General features: G+C 68.7%; 20 protein-coding genes and 1 riboswitch. Of the genes, 8 read left to right on the plus strand and 12 right to left on the minus strand.

The window, feature by feature from the left end; all coding sequences use genetic code 11:
* Positions 1–118: 118 nt before the first annotated feature.
* Positions 119–1,702 carry a D-alanyl-D-alanine carboxypeptidase/D-alanyl-D-alanine-endopeptidase gene (gene dacB, locus ACFY12_RS09275; protein ID WP_390715146.1) on the plus strand — a complete coding sequence of 528 codons (1,584 nt, stop codon included), beginning with the start codon at positions 119–121 and terminating at the stop codon, positions 1,700–1,702.
* A gap of 76 nt (positions 1,703–1,778) precedes the next feature.
* Here dacB and ACFY12_RS09280 read toward each other — a convergent pair whose 3' ends face one another.
* The gene (locus ACFY12_RS09280) at positions 1,779–2,195 is read right to left on the minus strand and encodes a PPOX class F420-dependent oxidoreductase (RefSeq protein ID WP_390715147.1); all 417 of its coding nucleotides are present in this window, start codon (positions 2,193–2,195) and stop codon (positions 1,779–1,781) included.
* Positions 2,196–2,405: 210 nt separating this feature from the next.
* Between ACFY12_RS09280 and ACFY12_RS09285 the strand changes: the two genes are divergently transcribed.
* Positions 2,406–3,146 carry an SDR family oxidoreductase gene (locus ACFY12_RS09285; RefSeq protein ID WP_390715148.1) on the plus strand — a complete coding sequence of 247 codons (741 nt, stop codon included), beginning with the start codon at positions 2,406–2,408 and terminating at the stop codon, positions 3,144–3,146.
* A 68-nt stretch (positions 3,147–3,214) separates the two neighbouring features.
* On the opposite strand, the gene ACFY12_RS09290 is transcribed toward ACFY12_RS09285, so the two are convergent.
* Positions 3,215–4,447 (minus strand): MFS transporter, encoded by a 1,233-nt coding sequence (locus ACFY12_RS09290; RefSeq protein WP_390715149.1) that lies wholly within the window; start codon positions 4,445–4,447, stop codon positions 3,215–3,217.
* 129 nt (positions 4,448–4,576) lie between these two features.
* Between ACFY12_RS09290 and ACFY12_RS09295 the strand changes: the two genes are divergently transcribed.
* On the plus strand, positions 4,577–5,029 hold the full coding sequence (locus tag ACFY12_RS09295; RefSeq protein WP_390715150.1) for a winged helix-turn-helix transcriptional regulator: 453 nt from the start codon (positions 4,577–4,579) through the stop codon (positions 5,027–5,029).
* A 90-nt stretch (positions 5,030–5,119) separates the two neighbouring features.
* Here ACFY12_RS09295 and ACFY12_RS09300 read toward each other — a convergent pair whose 3' ends face one another.
* The 7 genes from ACFY12_RS09300 to ACFY12_RS09330 form a co-directional block, all read right to left on the minus strand.
* Positions 5,120–5,821, minus strand: coding sequence for a type 1 glutamine amidotransferase domain-containing protein (locus tag ACFY12_RS09300; protein ID WP_390715151.1), 702 nt, complete (start codon positions 5,819–5,821; stop codon positions 5,120–5,122).
* Positions 5,822–5,894: 73 nt separating this feature from the next.
* Positions 5,895–7,019, minus strand: coding sequence for a cupin domain-containing protein (locus ACFY12_RS09305; protein ID WP_390715152.1), 1,125 nt, complete (start codon positions 7,017–7,019; stop codon positions 5,895–5,897).
* The gene (locus ACFY12_RS09310) at positions 7,016–8,491 is read right to left on the minus strand and encodes a pyridoxal phosphate-dependent decarboxylase family protein (protein ID WP_390715153.1); all 1,476 of its coding nucleotides are present in this window, start codon (positions 8,489–8,491) and stop codon (positions 7,016–7,018) included. The genes ACFY12_RS09305 and ACFY12_RS09310 overlap by 4 nt, the downstream gene beginning before the upstream one ends.
* Complete coding sequence (locus ACFY12_RS09315; RefSeq protein ID WP_390715154.1) at positions 8,478–8,804, minus strand: hypothetical protein; 327 nt, start codon at positions 8,802–8,804, stop codon at positions 8,478–8,480. Before ACFY12_RS09315 ends, ACFY12_RS09310 begins: the two co-directional genes overlap by 14 nt.
* A gap of 26 nt (positions 8,805–8,830) precedes the next feature.
* Positions 8,831–9,259: a hypothetical protein gene (locus tag ACFY12_RS09320; RefSeq protein ID WP_390715155.1), complete on the minus strand. Its 429-nt coding sequence runs from the start codon at positions 9,257–9,259 to the stop codon at positions 8,831–8,833.
* A gap of 109 nt (positions 9,260–9,368) precedes the next feature.
* Positions 9,369–9,674, minus strand: coding sequence for a hypothetical protein (locus tag ACFY12_RS09325; protein WP_390715156.1), 306 nt, complete (start codon positions 9,672–9,674; stop codon positions 9,369–9,371).
* Positions 9,675–9,777: 103 nt separating this feature from the next.
* Positions 9,778–10,734 carry a DMT family transporter gene (locus ACFY12_RS09330; protein WP_390715157.1) on the minus strand — a complete coding sequence of 319 codons (957 nt, stop codon included), beginning with the start codon at positions 10,732–10,734 and terminating at the stop codon, positions 9,778–9,780.
* A gap of 50 nt (positions 10,735–10,784) precedes the next feature.
* On the opposite strand from ACFY12_RS09330, the gene ACFY12_RS09335 reads away from it, so the two are divergent.
* Positions 10,785–11,714, plus strand: coding sequence for a LysR family transcriptional regulator (locus ACFY12_RS09335; RefSeq protein ID WP_390715158.1), 930 nt, complete (start codon positions 10,785–10,787; stop codon positions 11,712–11,714).
* A gap of 159 nt (positions 11,715–11,873) precedes the next feature.
* Positions 11,874–12,059, plus strand: a complete 186-nt coding sequence (locus tag ACFY12_RS09340) for a DUF1737 domain-containing protein (protein ID WP_390715159.1) — start codon at positions 11,874–11,876, stop codon at positions 12,057–12,059.
* Positions 12,060–12,068: 9 nt separating this feature from the next.
* Here the strand turns inward: ACFY12_RS09340 and ACFY12_RS09345 are convergent, their stop codons facing one another.
* The gene (locus ACFY12_RS09345; protein WP_390715160.1) at positions 12,069–12,659 is read right to left on the minus strand and encodes a carboxymuconolactone decarboxylase family protein; all 591 of its coding nucleotides are present in this window, start codon (positions 12,657–12,659) and stop codon (positions 12,069–12,071) included.
* Between the two features lie 178 nt (positions 12,660–12,837).
* On the opposite strand from ACFY12_RS09345, the gene ACFY12_RS09350 reads away from it, so the two are divergent.
* Positions 12,838–13,152, plus strand: coding sequence for a hypothetical protein (locus ACFY12_RS09350; RefSeq protein ID WP_390715161.1), 315 nt, complete (start codon positions 12,838–12,840; stop codon positions 13,150–13,152).
* A gap of 132 nt (positions 13,153–13,284) precedes the next feature.
* On the opposite strand, the gene ACFY12_RS09355 is transcribed toward ACFY12_RS09350, so the two are convergent.
* Positions 13,285–13,803 (minus strand): hypothetical protein, encoded by a 519-nt coding sequence (locus ACFY12_RS09355; protein WP_390715162.1) that lies wholly within the window; start codon positions 13,801–13,803, stop codon positions 13,285–13,287.
* 194 nt (positions 13,804–13,997) lie between these two features.
* On the opposite strand from ACFY12_RS09355, the gene ACFY12_RS09360 reads away from it, so the two are divergent.
* Positions 13,998–14,813: an alpha/beta fold hydrolase gene (locus ACFY12_RS09360; protein ID WP_390715163.1), complete on the plus strand. Its 816-nt coding sequence runs from the start codon at positions 13,998–14,000 to the stop codon at positions 14,811–14,813.
* A gap of 101 nt (positions 14,814–14,914) precedes the next feature.
* On the opposite strand, the gene ACFY12_RS09365 is transcribed toward ACFY12_RS09360, so the two are convergent.
* Positions 14,915–15,271: a hypothetical protein gene (locus ACFY12_RS09365; RefSeq protein ID WP_390715164.1), complete on the minus strand. Its 357-nt coding sequence runs from the start codon at positions 15,269–15,271 to the stop codon at positions 14,915–14,917.
* 175 nt (positions 15,272–15,446) lie between these two features.
* On the opposite strand from ACFY12_RS09365, the gene ACFY12_RS09370 reads away from it, so the two are divergent.
* The gene (locus ACFY12_RS09370; RefSeq protein WP_390715165.1) at positions 15,447–16,721 is read left to right on the plus strand and encodes a hypothetical protein; all 1,275 of its coding nucleotides are present in this window, start codon (positions 15,447–15,449) and stop codon (positions 16,719–16,721) included.
* Between the two features lie 22 nt (positions 16,722–16,743).
* A riboswitch (ZMP/ZTP riboswitch) is annotated at positions 16,744–16,832 on the plus strand.
* Positions 16,833–16,838 lie beyond the last annotated feature (6 nt).

Below are 16,838 nucleotides of genomic sequence, written 5' to 3' on the forward strand. Positions count from 1 at the left end.
GCACCGGCCGCCAGGGCAGCCGTCGCATGAGATCCGCCCGCCGTGGAGCCGAGTCCCTATGTCAACCACATCCGTAGGCCACCGGACCCCGCCACGCACCCTCCGTACCTTCCGGTCCGTGGCCGTTCTGCTGGCCGTCGGCGCCGTCGTCACCAGCCTCGTCCAGTCGGCACCTTCCTCGCCGACGACGCACGACCACGGCGCGCCACACCTCCACCCGTCCCTCGACCCAGGCGTCGAGACGATCATGCGGAAGCCCGAGTACCGGCACGCCCAGTGGGGGCTGTTCCAGCAGAACCCGCAGACGGGCGAGGTCACCCAGTCCCAGCACGCCGACCAGTTCTTCATCCCCGGATCGGCGGCCAAACTCTTCGGCGTCAGCGGCACTTGGCACACCCTCGGGGGCGACCACCGCTTCGTCACCCCGGTGCACGCCGTCGGGAAGGTCCGTAACGGAACGCTCGACGGCGATCTGGACCTGGTCGCACAAGGCGACCTCAGCCTCGGTGGCCGAACCCGCAAGGACGGCACTCTCGACTTCACCGCCATCGACCACACCCACGCCAATGACATCCCCGGCGCCACCCTCACCCCGCAGAACCCGCTGGCCGGCCTCGACCAGCTCGCCCGGCAGGTGCGGGCCGCGGGCATCCGGCGGGTCCACGGCGACGTGATCATCGACGCCCGGCTGTTCCGGCCCGACCCGGCACTCGATCCGGCGCCCACCCCACTCATCGTCAACGACAACGTCATCGACCTGCTGACCTCGCCCGGCAGCCGCGCGGGTGCCCCCGCCGCACTGAGCGTGCGTCCGAAAGTCGCGCCGTACCGCGTCACCTCGACCGTACGCACCGTCGCGGCGGGCGAACCCACCGACATCCACGTCACCACCTCCGCGGACGGCACCCGGATCCGGCTCTCCGGCACCATCGCCGAGGGCTCCGCCCCCGTCCTGCGGGTGTCCCGTGTCAAAGACCCTCAGGCCTTCGGGCGGACGGCGATGATCGAGGCGCTGAAACGGGCCGGGGTCGAGGTCCGGGGGAACGCCGTCGGCCCCAACCCGGCCGGCCGGCTGCCTGCCTCCTATCGGGGCGCACGCGTGGTCGCCCGCTACACCTCCCCGCCGTACGCCGAGTACGCCAAGCTCGTCCTCAAGGTGAGCCACAACCTCGGCGCGAACCTCGGGATCTGCCTGATGGCGACGCGCGTACGAAGCGCCGACTGCGAGGACGGCTTCCCCGTGCTCGCCGCATTCCTGAACGGTGCGAGGGTGGACGGCCGGGCCGTACAACTCGCCGACGGCCGGGGCGGCAACCCGGCCAACCGGGCCACACCCCGGGCCGTGGCGCAGATCCTGACGTACTGGCAGCACACCCCTGACGCCCGGCGCTTCCGCGAGTCGCTGCCGGTTCTGGGCATCGACGGGACCCTCGCCGACTCCTGCCGTGACTGCCCGTCACGCGGCAAGGTCTTCGCCAAGACAGGCACCGTGGCGGGCGGTGACGCACTCAACGAACGGCTGGCGGTGGGCGCCGAGACGATGGCCGGATATCTGGAGACCGGCAAGGGGACGTACGAGGTGTTCTTCGCCGGAGTGAACGGTGCCGCGACGTCCCACACCGATGCCCACGACGTCCTGCACATCGCGAACGACGTGGCCGGCGTGGCCGCTCTGCTCCAGCAGAGCCGTACCGCCGGCTGACCCGGTCGCGAAGCCGGCCGAGTGGTCTGCCGGCCCGTCGGCCGATGGGTCGGCGGACCGCTCGGCCCGTTGGCTCTCAGGCCTGTTCGCTGTCCTTCAGGGAACCCCAGCCGTGCCAGCGGTCGATCTCGATCCAGGCGCTGACCCGGCGGCGGTTCCGCCGGGGATACGGCGTGCCCAGGTAGTGCCGGGCCAGCCGGTCGATGTCGGTCAGCCCTTCGTCGTCCCGCAGCTCCGTGACCCGCCCGACGACGCTGAGGTGCGTATACCAGTTGCCGTCCTCAAGGACGGTGAGCGTGACCCGGGGGTCGTTGCGGAGGTGCTCCAGCCGCTTACGTCCCTCGTCCATGTTCACCAGTACACGGCCGTCGTCCCAGAGGTACCAGGTGGCTGTGGACACCGGCTGGCCGTCCGCCCGCAGGGTGCTGATGACGGCGGGGTTGGGCTTGCTCAGCATGGTGACGGCAGCTTCGGGAAGCGGTGGTTTCGACATCGGGGGAGCCTCCGTGGTCATCGGTCAGTCGGTCATCGGGCATCTGTCATCGGCCATGATGTAGCCACACTCCCTGCATCATGGCGCGGCGGACCCGGAATGTTCGGGAGGCAGGAGGTGTTGGGACTTCGTGACCAAGGCGATCAGGACGGTCGAAGTGATCGAAGTGGTCGAAGTGATCGTGTCTCCGTACGTGGAAGAGGACCGCTGATGTCGCACCCGCCCGCCCGCTCCGGTGAACTGCACGGAAGGGTCGTCGCCCTGATCGGCGGCGGCTCGGGCATAGGGCTCCGGGTCGCCCATCAGGCGACCGCGGCCGGTGCCCAGGTCGTACTGGGCGGCCGTACGCCGTCCACGCTGGAGGCCGCAGCCAAAGGCCTTGGCAGCGCCGCCAGTTGGCGGACCGTCGATGTGGCGGACCCCGAGTCCGTGGCCGCCTTCTTCGGTGCGCTCGAGCGTGTCGACCATGTCTTCACCTCGGCCGCGTCGTACCGGGTCGGCCCGATGCTGGAGTTGAGCGACGCGGACGCGGCCAGCCCCTTCACCTCCAAATTCTGGGGGCAGTACCAGGTCGTCAAGCATGCGGCGCCGTTGATGCCGGAGGACGGCTCGGTCGTGCTGATGTCCGGCGCCGCGGGGGCAAGGCCGCCGGCACCCGCACCCGCCTACGCCGCCTGCAACGCCGCCGTAGAGGGACTCGGCCGGGGACTGGCCGTCGAACTCGCCCCCATACGTGTCAACGTGGTCTCCCCGGGCACGGTGGACGGCAATCTCTGGGCCCAGCGGCCCGAGCGGGACCGGGAGGCCAGTTTCGCCCAGTACCGCAGGGACACCCTGCTGCACCGACTCGGCACCGAGGACGAGATCGCCCATGCTGTGCTGTTCCTCTTCACCAACCGCTATATGACCGGCTCCACCCTCTACCCGGACGGCGGGTACACGCTGCGCTGACGACCGCACTGACGGCGGAAATCCGCCCACACCGCCCTCGACGTGGTGACGGCCGCGTATCGCCGCCACTACGCCGGGGTGCTGCGTCGCGTGCACGCCCACAGCGCGAGACCGAGGCAACTGAACGCGGCACCCAGGGCGCATACGGCGCCCCAGCCGGCCACCGTGTAGAGGAAGGTCGCGGTGATGGCGCCGGTGGCGCTGCCGAGGGAGTAGAAGATCATGTAGCCGCCGATCAGCCGGCTGCCCGCGTCCGGGTGCAGCGTGTAGATCAGGGTCTGATTGGTGACGTGGACCGCCTGCACGGCGAGGTCGAGAAGGATCACGCCGACGAACAGGGCCCAGAGCGAGCTGCGGGTGAAGGCCAGGGGCAGCCACGAGGCGGCGAGCATTGCCAGGGCGATGCCGGTGGTACGCCGGGAGAGTCCGCGGTCGTTCAGGCGGCCCGCCACGGTCGCGGCCAGGGCGCCGGCGACACCGATCAGCCCCAGCGCCCCGATCGCGCTGTGGGACAGGAAGTACGGGGCCTCGCTGAGCGGCAGCGCGACGCTGCTCCACAGGGTGCTGAAGGCGGCGAAGACCAGCAGACCGAACAGGGCCCGGAGCCGCAGCAGCCGTTCCCGCGCGAACAGGGTGATCGTGGAGCGCAGGAGCTGCCCGTAGCGCAGGGTCGGCGGCGGAGCGTCGCTGGGGCGCGGCAGCACTCGGTACAGGATCAGAGCGAGCAGGGTGGTGAGCGACGCCGAGGCGAGGTAGACGGAGCGCCAGCCCGCGAGATCGGCCATGAGGCCGGATATGGTGCGGGCGAGCAGGATGCCGATGACCACGCCGCTGGTGACCAGACCGACGACCCGTCCGCGCCCGGCGGGAGGGGCCAGTGATGCCGCGAAGGCCACCAGCGTCTGTGTGACGACCGCGAGAAGCCCTGTCGCGGCCATGCCCGCGAGCAGAATCGCCGCCGTGCGGGCGGCGGCCACCACGGTCAGTGCCACCGCCAGGAGCAGTAACTGGGCCACGATGAGCCGTCTGCGGTCGGCCACGTCGCCCAGCGGCACGAGGAAGAAGAGTCCCAGCCCGTATCCGACCTGCGTGAGGGTGACCACGCTGCCGACGAGTGCCGGGCTCATGGCGAGGTCATGACCCATGGTCACCAGGAGCGGCTGGGAGAAGTAGACGTTGGCCACCGCGGCCCCGCAGGCGACGGCGAACAGTATGACGACGCCACGGGACAGAGCGGACGCGGGTCTCTCCCCGCTTCGGGCCTCGGTCCGTCGTGTCACGGCCTCATCGTTGCCGGGCATCAGCAGTTCTCCCCCCACACTCTGGTTTCAAGTTGCTACCGGCGTGACGGTAACTCCTTGGGTAGCATGTTGCAACCACCGTGAGGGTGGGAGTGAGAGTGCGTAGAGCGCGTGAGAGCGAGGGACGCCATGGTGACCAGGACACGCTTCGACGACAGTGAATGTCCCGTTGCCCGGTCGGTGGACGCGATCGGCGACTGGTGGTCCCTGCTGATCGTGCGGGACGCCTTCGACGGAAGCCGGCGCTTCGGGGAGTTCCAGCGCAGCCTCGGCGTGGCCAAGAACATCCTCACCGCGCGTCTGCGCAGCCTGGTCGCCGGCGGTGTCCTCGAATCCGTCCCCGCCTCGGACGGCAGCGCCTACCGCGAGTACGTACTGACTCCGAAGGGCAAGGCGCTCTTCCCCGTCATCGTGGCGCTGCGGCAGTGGGGCGAACAGCACTTCTTCGAACCCGGCGAACCACACTCACAGTTGGTCGACCGCCGACAGGGACATCGCCTGCGCGCACTGGAAGTGCTGTCCGCGGACGGGCGAAGGCTCGACCCCGACGACACCACCGTCCACAAGGTCCGCGTCCCGTAAGGTCCCCGTGCAGTGACCCGAGCCGGAGACCCGGTGCCGCTCCGCCGCTCTGCCGATGCTGAGCGGCGGAGCGGCGGAGCGACCCGCCGGTTACAGCAGAGCGACCAGTCGGCGCGCAAGGGGGGCGGCGGAGGCCGGATTCTGTCCGGTGAGGAGTTGCCGGTCGTGGACGATGTGCTCGCCCCATGCCTGTGGGCCGGCAAGGAAGTGTGCTCCGCGCTGGGTAAGGGCCCGTTCCGCCGTCCACGGCAGGGTGCGCAGCAGTCCCAGGTCTTCTTCCTCGGCGTCGGTGAAGGCGGTCATGCGGTACCCCGCGAAGGGCCAGTGTCCGTCGGGGCTTGCGCAGGACAGCAGGGCGGCGGGAGCGTGGCAGACGGCGGCCATGGGTTTGCCGGCGCGGTGGAAGTCGGTGAGGAGTGTGCCGCAGGCCGGTTCCCCGTACAGGTCGATCATGGGCGCGTAGCCGCCGGGGAGGAACACGGCGTCGAATCGGCCCGCGGTGAGGTTTTCCAGGGGCTCCGGTGCCTTCAGATGTGGTTGGAGTCTTTCTACGGCGTGGCGGAGTTCGTCGCAGCGGTCCGCTGGTGCGCCGGTGCCTTCGGGGGTGAACCCGGCCGGGTCGGGGACGGCGGGTGCGCCGCCCGGAGTGGCGAGGGTGATGTCGAGGCCGGCGTGGGTGAACTCACGGTGGGGTTCGGTGAGTTCTTCGGGCCAGAACCCGACGGAGCGGGTGCTTCCGTCGGTGAGGCGAAGGGTGGTGGCGGCGGAAAGAAGGATGAGGACGGAAGGCATGGCTACTCACCTCACGGGTGGGGTGGTGGCGGTTCGTTCGTGGGGGCCGGTGGACCGCCACCACGGGGCGGTGTCAGGGCTGTTGACCGGCTGCTGCCTCTTCGGCGTATGCCTCTTCGACGTCGGCCCCTTCGGTGTGTGCCCCTTCGGTGTATGCCTCTTCGACGTACAGGCCGAGTCTGTCCATGAGGGGGAACTCGTTGTAGGAGAACAGCACCGCTTCGTCGCGGGACTGGCGGTTGGTGTGGGAGTGCCACGCCCACGACGGGACGCAGAGGGTGTCACCGGTTGACCACTCGAAGTCGGTTCCGTTGATGGTGGTGGTGCCTTCGCCGCGTGCGACGACATGGACAACGGAGCCGGTGTGGCGGTGTGTTGTGGTCCGCTCGCCGGGCTGGAGCAGCTGGAGTGTGCAGCCGATGGTCGAGGCGGCCGGGCCGCCCGTTGCCGGGTTGGTGTATTCCAGGATGGTCCCGTCGTACGGGGAGTGGTGCCCGGCCCGCGCCGCGGTGGTCAGGGCTTCATGGCACTTGTCCCACGGGTAGGCGTGGAGCGGTGAGGTCTCTTGTCTGCTGCGGGTGTCGGGCAGCAGCAGGCCGCCCCAGGTGGCGAGGGTGTCGACGCGGCGTGCCGGGTCCAGGTGGGTGCCCGCGGGATGGAGTTCGAAGAAGTTCGCTCCGAGGGTGTTCACCAGTGGATCGTTGGTGCAGTCCTGCCAGATCACCAAGCCGTCGTCGGCGTCGTTGCCGTGCTCGTGCCACAGTCGGCTCGGTGTGACGACCACGTCACCGGGGTTCACGGATATGCGGTCGCCGTTGACCGCGGTCCACCCGCCCTGCCCTTCGTGGACGAAGCGGATGGCGGAGGCCGCGTGGCGGTGGCAGGTCATGGACTCGTGCGGCTTGAGGACCTGTAGCCCGGAGTACAGGTGTCCGCAGGCCGCTTCGTAGTCACGGTGCGCGGGATTGAGATGGGTGATGACACGGAGTGCGGCGGCGTCGCCCTTGACGAACTCGGCCGCCTCGATGGCGAACGGCCGCAGGTTGCGGTAGCGCCACATGCAGGGGACCGAGCGAGGGCTGGGCGTCCAGGGCAGATCGTCGTTGACCGAGGACCAGCGTCCGACGGCGTAGTGGACGCCCAGACGCTCACCGAAGGTGCTCGGGTCGGCCGGCGTGGCAGCGGTGACGGCGTTCATCCCTGCGTCCCTTCCTGCGCGGTCGCTGCGGCGGTGGTCAGCTCGTGCCACAGCGCGTCGATGTCGTCGCCGCGGGTGTGGATGTTGCCGATCGAGACGCGGATGACGTAACCGCACTCCAGCACGGTGTGCGAGACGTATGAGCTGCCGCGGGCGTTGATCTGGCGGTGAATGCGTTGGTTGATCTCGTCGACCTGTTCGCCGGTCAGGTGCGGCGGGGCATAGCGCAGACAGACCAGGGGCAGGGGAGTGGAGGGGTTCACCACCTGCCAGTGAGGGGCGTTCCCGGCCGCCTTGCGCAGATGGTCCGCGAGGTCGGCAGCCGCCTCGAGACGGTCGCATATCCCGCGCATCCCGAAGGACTTGATGATCCACCACAGTTTCAGGGCGCGGAACTGCCGGCCGAGTTGCAGTGAGTAGTTCATGAAGTCGACGCTGCCGTCCTCGTGCCGCGTGCTGAGGTACTCGGGGACGAGGCGGAAGGCATTGGTCAGTGCATCGGTATGGCGGCACAGCAGGGCGCTGGCCTCCATCGGGCACAGCAGCACCTTGTGCGGGTTGGCGACCACGGAGTCGGCGACGGAAAGATCCGGCAGGTGGGGGCGTACCTGTCCGGCCAGGCGCCAGAACCCACCGTAGGCGGCGTCCGCATGCAGCCACAGGTCGTGTCCGTCGCAGACGCGCGCGATGTCTTCCAGCGGGTCGATGGATCCTGTGGACGTGCTTCCGATGTTGGCGACGACGGCGAGTGGACGGTGGCCGGCGCGCGTGTCACGGCGAATGGCGGCGTCCAGGGCCGAGGGGGCGAGTGTGCCGTCGGCCGTGGCGGGAATCCGGACGACATTGTCCAGTCCGATACCCAGTGTGATGGCGGCCTTGTCGATACTGCTGTGGGTCTGGTCCGACGCATAGACCCGCAGTGGGGGTGCGGCGGCGAGGCCGCGATTGCGTATATCGAGGTCCGTGAGGCGCTCGCGGGCCGCGGCCAGGGCGTACAACGTGGCCAGCGAGGCTCCGTCGACCAGTACGGCGTCGCCGCCACGCGGATAGGCGAGCATATCGGCAAGCCACTCCAGCACCGTCATTTCCACGGCGGCAGCGGCCGGCGCCGAGTCCCAGAGCATGACGTTGACGTTCAACGCGGCGGTGGCCATTTCGCCGAGGATGGCGGGGCCACTGGAGCTGTTGGAGAAGTAGGCGTGGAAACGCGGGTGGTTCCAGTGCGTGAGATTCGGTGTGACGTCCTGCCAGGTCTGGCGGAGGACATCGGGAAAGGGCTGCGGGTCGGTGGGCAGGGGTTCATGGATCTGTGCGCGTATGTCCTGTGCCGATTTCCTCGTGGTCACGGGCTGGGAACGAAGCGTTTCGAAGTGCTCGCGCAGGTATGCCAGGAGAGCGTGCCCGTTGTCCTCCAGTTGCTGCGGGGTCCAGTCGCCCAGGGCGCGCTCGTGCTCGTGGTCAGTGGTGGTCATGCTCGACCTCCACGGGCAGTTCATGCGCATAGCGAATGACACGCGGGCGGGTGCAGTACTTGGCGATCAGCGGCTCCACGAGACTCTCCTCGCTCACCAGGAGAGTCTTGTGATCGTGCGCGCTGCGCCACGGGTAGATCCACGTGATGATGCGGGGGTCCGCGCCGTCCTGGAGAAAGGTGGCGTGGCCGTTCCACCCCGGATGGTGATGTGCGTTGTCGCCGAGGGCATCGTCGATGGCCTGCATCGTCGCGGTGGCGTTCTTCGCCGCCTCATCGTTCAGGTACCAGGTTTCCACCACGGTGAACGTCATTATCGGTCTCCTTGGAGCGAGCGATGTCACGAACTGCCGGCGAAGTAGTCCTGCAACAGGGAGGTGCCGCCGGGTACGAACTTCTCGCAGATGAGTTTGTGATGGGCTCGGTTCCGCGACTGTTCCTGCCACAGCCGGCGCGCGGCGTCCTGGACATCGGCGGGGGCGGTCCCTGTGCGGGCGGCTTTCTTCAGCGGGCCACGTACCGTCTTGAGCAGTCGCAGCATCCGCTCATGGTCGCTGTTGAATTTGCCGGAGAAACCGGGGCTGACCCACGGAGGTGCCATGGACGGCCGTAGGAGGCCGTCGTAGGCAGGCTTGGGGAAGTCGGACGCATAACGCATACACGCCGTCGCGGCCCGGTACAGGCGGGTCAGTGTATTCAGCAGGTGCCGGACCGTGTCCCAGTCCGCGTCGGCCATGGCCCTTTGCAGTGCAGTGAGGTGAGTGTTCATCACTGTCAGGTGCAGATGGAAAACATGGTGCCCGAGCTTCCATCTGCGGATGGCTGTCCGGTGTTCGGTCGAAAGTAACATGTGCTGTCCACGGCTCCCTCATAGAGGATCACCGTTGTGGCTCAGCAGCCGTGAGCCGCACGGTGTGCTGCAGTAGTAGCGCGATTCCGTCCAGCAGGTCTGCCCGTTCTTCCTGATCGAGGCTCGTGGCGGGCAGGTCGTCGGTGACGCTCGAGGTCACCGACAGCACGTGGTGGGCCCATGCGGTCGGGGAAGTGTCGGCATGGCGGATGCGAAAGTAACTGTCGTACTCGTCGGGCCCGCTGACGTTTCCCGGCGCATGGCCGTCACGAGGCAGCGTAATGGGAGAAATCAGCCCGTGATCATCGTCATCCGTGGGTGCGGGTTGATCCATGACGTGTGGTTCCCTTCGGTAAGTGGCCGTCCGACCCTCCAACGGCCTTTTCCGGCAGGTGCACTTGGTGACGCACGGTCATTCAGTGGGGGAATCGGTCCGTTCACGATGCGGAGGACGGTGCCGGGGCGCGGTTGGCGAACCAGACCGCACCGATGACCAGAGCGCAGCCGGCCAACTGGCTGGCCGTAGGGGTTTCGCGCAGGATGAGCAGCCCGAGCGCGATCGCCATGACCGGTTGCAGCAGCAACAGCGCGGCAGAGGCGTTGGGGGCGAGCTGCGAGCTGCCCTTGCTGATCAGCAGCCACGCCGCCACCTGCCCCAACAGAGCCAGAGCAATGATCCAGCCCCACGAAGGGGCGGAAATGGCCAGTGGCAGTCCCGTGGTGACCAGACTGATGAGCCCTGATGCGGCGGCGGCCGACGCGGTGGAGGTTCCGACCGGCGTCACAAGGTGGCGCGGTGAACGCTGACCGGACAGGCGGATCAGATACAGGTACCCCGCGTAGGCCACGCCCGCAGCGACGCCCAGAACCGCTCCGCGCACGGGCGCACGCACATCGGCGCTGTGGTCCAGGACTCCTGCCGCCAGGGCGATTCCCGCCAGCATCAGCGGGCTGGCGTAGAGGAAGCGACGTGGAATGTGGGTTCCGCTGAAGATCCGGGCCAGTACGGGGAAGGCGATGACCTGCACATTGATCAGCACCGTGGAGATGGCCGCCCCGATGTCCATGATGCTGACGGTCCACATCACATAGTCGAGGCCGAGAAAGAGTCCCGCGAGAACGGCAAGGCCGCACAGCTTGTACGGCAGGGCGCCGTGGCGGCGGATCTCGTACCACGCCATCGGGGCGAGGACCACCAGAGCGACGGCGCAGCGCAGGAAGGCGGCCGTCCCCGGATTGGTGTCGGCAAGCTTGACGAACATCGCCGAAGCGGACAGGCACGCAGCGCCGCCGACAACCAGGAGTGCCCCGCCGGTCAGCGGACGCGGCCCGGTGCCCCGGTCAGGGTGGCCGGCGGAGCGGTCGGAGGGCCGATTCGTTGATGTTGCTTCCACGCGCCTCACGATGCCACCTACAGTTAGGCAACACTACTTACTGTTGCTTCGTGAAACTCGGTAGTGAGGCTTACGTGTTGACGTGGGACAGGCTTCGTGTGTTCGCGGCCGTGGCGCGGCACGGCTCCGTCCGCGCTGCGGCGGAAACGCTGCACATCACCGGGCCGGCCGTTTCCCAGCACCTGCACAGACTGGAGAAGGAGGCCGGTTGCTCCCTGGTGGAACCCGATGGGCGAGGCATCCGCCTCACCCACGCCGGGCGGGTCCTGGCGGCCTCCGCCCAAGCGATGGTCGACGCGGCGGCACGCGCGGAACTCGACCTCACCAACCTCGGTGGCCTGGTCGTCGGCCCACTGCGCATCGGGGCCGTCGCCTCCGCACTGCGTTCCGTGGTGCCCCGCGTCCTCCAGAGCCTGACCGACAGGCACCCACGCCTGGAGCCCGAGGTGAGTGACGGTGAAGCCGCCCAGATGATCCCGGCGTTGCACGCCGGTCAGCTCGACGCCGTCGTCATGGAGAGCTGGACCCACGCTCCCGCCCGCACCCCGCCCGGGATCGCGACGAGCACCCTGGTCCTCGAGGATGCCCTCGTCGCCGTCCCCACCGAGCACCCGCTCGCCCACCTGGCCTCCGTACCGCTCACCGCACTGCGCGGAGAGGTCTGGACGAGTTGCCCTCCGGGCAGCGACGCCCACGAAGCCCTCATCCGGTTGCTGCACCGCTTCGAAGAGAACCGGGCGAGCGTCCGCTACTGCGTCGCCGACTACGCCACCCAGTTACAGCTCGTTGCCGCATCCCTCGCCGTGGCGCTCGTCCCCCGTATGGCCGCCGCCCACACTCCCGAAGGAGTCCAGCTGATCCCCTGTCGACCGGCAGTCACACGCACTGTCGCGGTTGCCACTGTGCGGGGAGCCGAAACACCACCGATTCAAGCGTTCCTGGCCGAAATGGAGCGATCCTGCCGCAGCCGGCAACCGTGAGCGCAGGCCGCGGTCGGCAACCGTCGCAGCCAGGAACCGTGAGCGTGGTTCCGAGTTTCCTGGCGTTTCGGATGTCCAAGCAGCAGTAGGGCCAGGCTTCGTCGGACCGCATGTGTACACGTACGCACACAGATGCTCGAACCTGCGATCCTTGTTCTCATGAGCACACCACCAGACGGATTGCCCATCTACCGAGTCCTGACAGGTCCGGACGACGCCTCGTTCTGCCAGCGTGTGAGCGAGATGGTGGACCTTGGCTACGAACTGCACGGTGGCCCCGCCGTCACCTTCAACGGTGAGAGCGTCATCGTCGCCCAGGCGCTGATCTGGCCGTCACGGTCGTAGGGGGCGCGCCTACGACGAGTGGCTGACGCGCCCGCCGGAGGCGGCTTCGTCGGCGGGCGACCGGCTCTTCTTGTCAGCCTGGGACCAGTCGGGTGGCTGCTGGTCGATGTCGACTTCCAGGTTTTCCGCAAAGATCGCGTTCAGGACGTAGTGGCCGATGAGCATCGTGGCGGTCGCCACACCGCTATCACCCAGCGCGGTGCGGGCGGCCTCGAAGGTTTCCACGTCGGCCTTCCCCTTGGTCACGCATTCCTCGGCGTAGCGCAACAGCGCGGCCTGCGTGGGGTCGAGTGCGGAGAGGTCGCCGGCCGTGACCGCGGAGATTTCCTTGTCCGATGCCCCCACCTGTTTCGCCCGCGGCGAATGGTGGTGGCGCTCATAGTCGCAGCCGGTAAGGGCGGCGACCCGCAGGATGGTGAGTTCCCGCAGGACGGGGCTCAGTGCCGAATTCTGCAGTGCGTTGCCCTGGCGCAGGAAAGCCTCTGTGATATCGGGGTCGGCGACAAGCATCGCCCGTACCAGGTTGATGGGGAACAGGTCGTAAAGCTCCCGCTCGCGTGGGGTCATCGTGACGGGGTCGCGAAGCGTGATCCGGGCCATCGTGGGCCTCCTGCCATTAGGTTACGACATACCCTCTGATAAAAGGGTAAAACGTGCATCAGGCGGCCTCGAAGTCGATCGTGGCGACCTCGAGCCGGCGCACCTGGACCCCCCTGTCCGGTAGCCGTTCCTCCGAGAAACGATTGATCACGCTGGGCGTGGCATTTAGCATCCATACATGGCGGATCAAAAGGCGGTTATAGAAGTTCACGTCAAACCGTCCCCCATTGCGGCGTGGTTCCATCACCTGATGACGAAGCCGGTAGTTGAGGTCGATGGTCGCGAATGCGCTGCGCAATGGGGAACTTCGAAGATCGGAGTGGATCCCGGCTCACACTGTATGAGCGTGTATTTCCGATATCGTGGGCAAAAGGGTGCGCGGCTCGCCGAGGCGAGCAAGGAGTTCTCGATATCCGAAGCGTCACCGCATGTGGAGGTCATGGCCAGCCTCGGTCCGCGCAATGGAAGCGCGTTCCGGATCGAAGAGCTGTGAAGCGCCCAAGGTGGCGGAGGCCATGAGACCGTCCCGGCCCGCCGTGCAGCTGATGACGCCAACCACCTCATGCTCGAGCTGGAGGCCGACCGATCGGCGCCGCAGACTCTTCACCGGTCGCGCCGGCCTTCCTCATCGGACACTGCCCTCAGTGACATCAGCGCCCCACGCAGCGAGCCGATCTCCCAACAGTCCCACGCCGTCGAGGACATGGCGCACGAAAGCGTCGCGCTCATGGGCCAGAACGGCGGCTTCCCAGACGCAGGGCGCGAGCCCCACCCGGCCGGGCCGCAGTTGGTCCGGCCGTCCCGCCGGACCGACGAAGACTGCCAGGTCGGACATATAGCCTTCGATCCAGCTGGAGACGAGGACGTAGTCGCCGTCGCCACCCGCGTGCAGGATCACGACGGCGAGTCCGAGTGTTCCTCGGACGTGCCCAAGTTCCAGATGGGCTCCGGCGATCCGCAGTGCCGCTGTCGCGTCCTGGTCCGTTACGGCGCGGCCCGGCGCCTCGATGGCGTACATCTTCACCAGATGGCCGGCGGCCTCGCGAGTGCCCAACGCCCTTACGGTGCGGTCATGGTGGCCGTTGGCCAGGGCGAGCAGGGATGTCGCGTCCACTGCTTCCGGCAGTTCCTTGCGATCGCTCATCCGGACATCATGCCGTGCGGGGTTGCGCCGCCCTGAGGCGGGTGGATCGGACGGTGCAGGAAGGCACTTCGCGATGACATGGGGCGTCGGGGCGGGCCCGGGCCGCTGTGCCCCGGTCCGTGGCGGCGGCACGGCCGGGATCCTGCTGGTGGGGCCCGTACCGTTGAACCAGACTGAAGAACGTGGAAACTTTCGTGTCTGTCAGCAACGGGGAGCTCTGGGCGGAGGATTCGGGAGGGGACGGGCTGTCGCTGGTCCTGCTCCACCCAGGTGTCGGGGACTCGACGATCTGGGACCCCGTGCTCCCGGCGCTGACCGCGCGGCACCGGGTGATCCGCTACGACGCCCGTGGCTTCGGCCGTTCGCCCGCGCCCACCGCCGCCTATTCCCCGGCCGGGGATCTCGCCGCGGTCCTCGACCACTTCGGGCTGGCCCGCGCGGTGCTGGTGGGCTCCAGCATGGGTGGCGCCACCTCGATCAGCCTGGCTCTGGAGGCCCCGGACCGGGTGGCGGGGCTCGCGCTCTTCGTGCCTGGGGTCACGGGGTTCGACGGGCTGCTGCCGTCCGGGTTCTACGAAGAGGTGGGCAGGCTGGCCACGGTCGGCGATATGGAGGGCGTCGTCCGGCTCGGGCTGGGCCTGTGGGGACGGGCCGGAGGCGGTACCCCCGAGGCCGATCCGGTCGCGGCCGCCCAGCTCCGCGGCGTACTGCCCGCCTGGTTCAGCAGCGTCGGCCACCAGGAGGCGGACGCCCCCGCCTTCGACCGGCTCGGCGAGGTCACCTCGCCCGCGCTGCTGGCACTGGGGGAGCTGGACCAGCCGGAAGTGGTGCGCTGCAACGAGGAGATGGCGGACCGGATCCCCCGCTGCCGCCTGATCCGGCTGGCCACCTCCGACCACTACCCGACGCTGCGCGAGCCGGAAGCCGTCGTCCAGCTGATCGAGGAGCTGTACGCCGATGCGATGAGCACAGGCACAGCCGACGGCTCCGGGGGCCCGCGCACGACCTGAAGCGCCTGAAGCGGAGGTTCCGCAGCCCGTGAACCGCGCCTCTGGCCGAGCCCGCAACTACGCGGGGTGGGGCGCGGGGTGGGTGGGGTGCGGAGCGGCCGTCAGGCTCCGGGGCCGGTCGTCGTGGGGCGGCTGAGGCGTCCAGGCGGGGCCGAACGTGCGGCCGGGACCGGGATGTGTGTGCGGGGTGGCAGTACATCGGGTGCGCGGTGCGGCCGGAGGGCGGCGAGTGCGGTCTCGGTCTCCTCCATCAGGCGGTGGTAGGAGACCAGTCGCTGCCACTCGGGGTCGGCGACCCCGGGAACCGTGGCGTCCCGCTCGGTCCAGCGCCGTACCAGCGCCGCGTACAACGGGGTCTGCCTGGCAACCTCGGAGGTGATCCACCGGGGGATGACCCCGGGGCGGGGGAGGAAGGTCTGTCCATGACCTGCGACAGTGCCGGAGGTGGGGGCGCTCATGGCCCTAGAAACGATAGTCCGGGCTCAGGGTCACTGGGCATAACTGCGTATATTTGAGGCTCCCCGTACATTCGTCCCTAAGGTGGGGACATACGTCCCGAAGGTGAGGGCATAACTCCCGCGAATATCACCTCATGCAGTGATCTATGCTCGATAAGCGGTTCAATCCGGACGAATGAACGTTGTCGCAGTCATGGAACCGAGGGAGTTGTGGGAGCGCCACGCGGTACTCGCACAGGCGTTTTGCAGCAGCGATGAAGAGGTCCGCCGGACGCAGGGACTCCTCGACGAGGCCGAGGCCCGCCGCTCGCGGACCCTGGCCGCCTTCGCCGTGACCGTCGGCAGCGACGCGGTCGTGGCGGACCTTCTCGGCCTGGACGAACGTGAAGTCCGCCTGGCCCGCCGTACGGTGGGCAAGGACGACGCCCGTGCGGTCGCCAAGAGCCTGCTCTCCCAGCCGCGTGAGCAGGCGGCCGTGCGCGAGCACCCGGCCGAGCAGGCCCCGGTGCGCGAGCCGGCCGCGCCCCACGTTCCGCAGCAGACCGCGGTTCCCTCCGCCGTGCCCCCCACGCCCCAGACGTCCGGGCACCCGACGGCCGCGCAGCAGGCGATGGCCCACCCGAACCACCCGATGGCCCAGCCGGCCGCCGGTCAGACCGGGGTCGGACAGGCCGGAGTCGGGCATGTCGGGGCCGGTCAGGCCGGAGTCGGTCAGACCGGAGTCGGACAGGCCGCGGGGCAGGCCATGGCCGGCCCGCTCGCCGCCGGTTCGGCCGGCGCGTCGCCCCTTACGGACTCTGCCTGGGCGCCCGCCCTGGACGCCGTCCTGATGAGCAGCTGGCACACCGGAGTCGACCTCACCGCCCTCGCCACCGAACTCGGCCTGGACGTCCGGCTCCTGGTGGCCCGCGCCCAGCAACTGTCCCAGGAGACCCGCACCACCCAGCCCGCGCCGCCGGGTGGCATCGGCCGGCACCGCCGGATGGCCACACTCCAGCCGTCCTCCCAGACCGACACCGGCTATCCGGCGTGGCGCGAGAGACCTGCGCAGCCGCAGCGGGAGCCGTATGGGGCGCAGTCGCAGCGCGAGCAGTACGACCACGAGTCCTGGCGACAGCAGCCGTACCAGAGCCAGAGCCACTACGGCTACCCGGACACTTCCGGCCAGCAGGCCCACCAGAATCACCACAGCTATCAGAACCATCAGAGCTATCAGAACCACCAGAGTTACCAGGGCTATCAGGGACATCAGGGTTACCCGGACTACCAGGCCTACGAAGGGCAGCAGCACACCTCCCCTGCCGTGACCGCTCCCGCCATGGCCACTGCCGCCTGGGACCCCGCCGGCATCGCCGCGTCCCATGACTGGGACGGCATCCTCAGCCAGTGGGAGGCGACCACCCCCACCACACCGCCGATCCCCGCCCCCGGCCACAGCGGCGGTGCCTGAGGCGCGGGCGTTCGATACAGTGGGCGCGAGCCGTGACTGGCGCTTGGGTGGAGTACCACCGGGGAGCGGCTCGGCCACTCGAGGCCAGTGCCGCGCGCCTGGGCGATCCGTCACGAC

Origin of the sequence: Streptomyces sp. NPDC001339, assembly GCF_042895955.1 — a bacterium.
Classification (GTDB): domain Bacteria; phylum Actinomycetota; class Actinomycetes; order Streptomycetales; family Streptomycetaceae; genus Streptomyces.

What these genes read in the sequence shown, in the direction of transcription:
- ACFY12_RS09290 (WP_390715149.1), bottom strand. Translation starts at nt 4,447, where the DNA reads ATGCCCGGCAACGATGAGGCCGTGACACGACGGACCGAGGCCCGAAGC.
- ACFY12_RS09315 (WP_390715154.1), bottom strand. Translation starts at nt 8,804, where the DNA reads ATGACGTTCACCGTGGTGGAAACCTGGTACCTGAACGATGAGGCGGCG.
- ACFY12_RS09305 (WP_390715152.1), bottom strand. Translation starts at nt 7,019, where the DNA reads ATGAACGCCGTCACCGCTGCCACGCCGGCCGACCCGAGCACCTTCGGT.
- ACFY12_RS09295 (WP_390715150.1), top strand. Translation starts at nt 4,577, where the DNA reads ATGGTGACCAGGACACGCTTCGACGACAGTGAATGTCCCGTTGCCCGG.
- ACFY12_RS09300 (WP_390715151.1), bottom strand. Translation starts at nt 5,821, where the DNA reads ATGCCTTCCGTCCTCATCCTTCTTTCCGCCGCCACCACCCTTCGCCTC.
- ACFY12_RS09345 (WP_390715160.1), bottom strand. Translation starts at nt 12,659, where the DNA reads ATGGCCCGGATCACGCTTCGCGACCCCGTCACGATGACCCCACGCGAG.
- ACFY12_RS09310 (WP_390715153.1), bottom strand. Translation starts at nt 8,491, where the DNA reads ATGACCACCACTGACCACGAGCACGAGCGCGCCCTGGGCGACTGGACC.
- ACFY12_RS09280 (WP_390715147.1), bottom strand. Translation starts at nt 2,195, where the DNA reads ATGTCGAAACCACCGCTTCCCGAAGCTGCCGTCACCATGCTGAGCAAG.
- ACFY12_RS09325 (WP_390715156.1), bottom strand. Translation starts at nt 9,674, where the DNA reads ATGGATCAACCCGCACCCACGGATGACGATGATCACGGGCTGATTTCT.
- ACFY12_RS09285 (WP_390715148.1), top strand. Translation starts at nt 2,406, where the DNA reads ATGTCGCACCCGCCCGCCCGCTCCGGTGAACTGCACGGAAGGGTCGTC.
- ACFY12_RS09355 (WP_390715162.1), bottom strand. Translation starts at nt 13,803, where the DNA reads ATGAGCGATCGCAAGGAACTGCCGGAAGCAGTGGACGCGACATCCCTG.
- ACFY12_RS09350 (WP_390715161.1), top strand. Translation starts at nt 12,838, where the DNA reads ATGGCGGATCAAAAGGCGGTTATAGAAGTTCACGTCAAACCGTCCCCC.
- ACFY12_RS09365 (WP_390715164.1), bottom strand. Translation starts at nt 15,271, where the DNA reads ATGAGCGCCCCCACCTCCGGCACTGTCGCAGGTCATGGACAGACCTTC.
- ACFY12_RS09370 (WP_390715165.1), top strand. Translation starts at nt 15,447, where the DNA reads ATGAACGTTGTCGCAGTCATGGAACCGAGGGAGTTGTGGGAGCGCCAC.
- ACFY12_RS09340 (WP_390715159.1), top strand. Translation starts at nt 11,874, where the DNA reads ATGAGCACACCACCAGACGGATTGCCCATCTACCGAGTCCTGACAGGT.
- ACFY12_RS09320 (WP_390715155.1), bottom strand. Translation starts at nt 9,259, where the DNA reads ATGAACACTCACCTCACTGCACTGCAAAGGGCCATGGCCGACGCGGAC.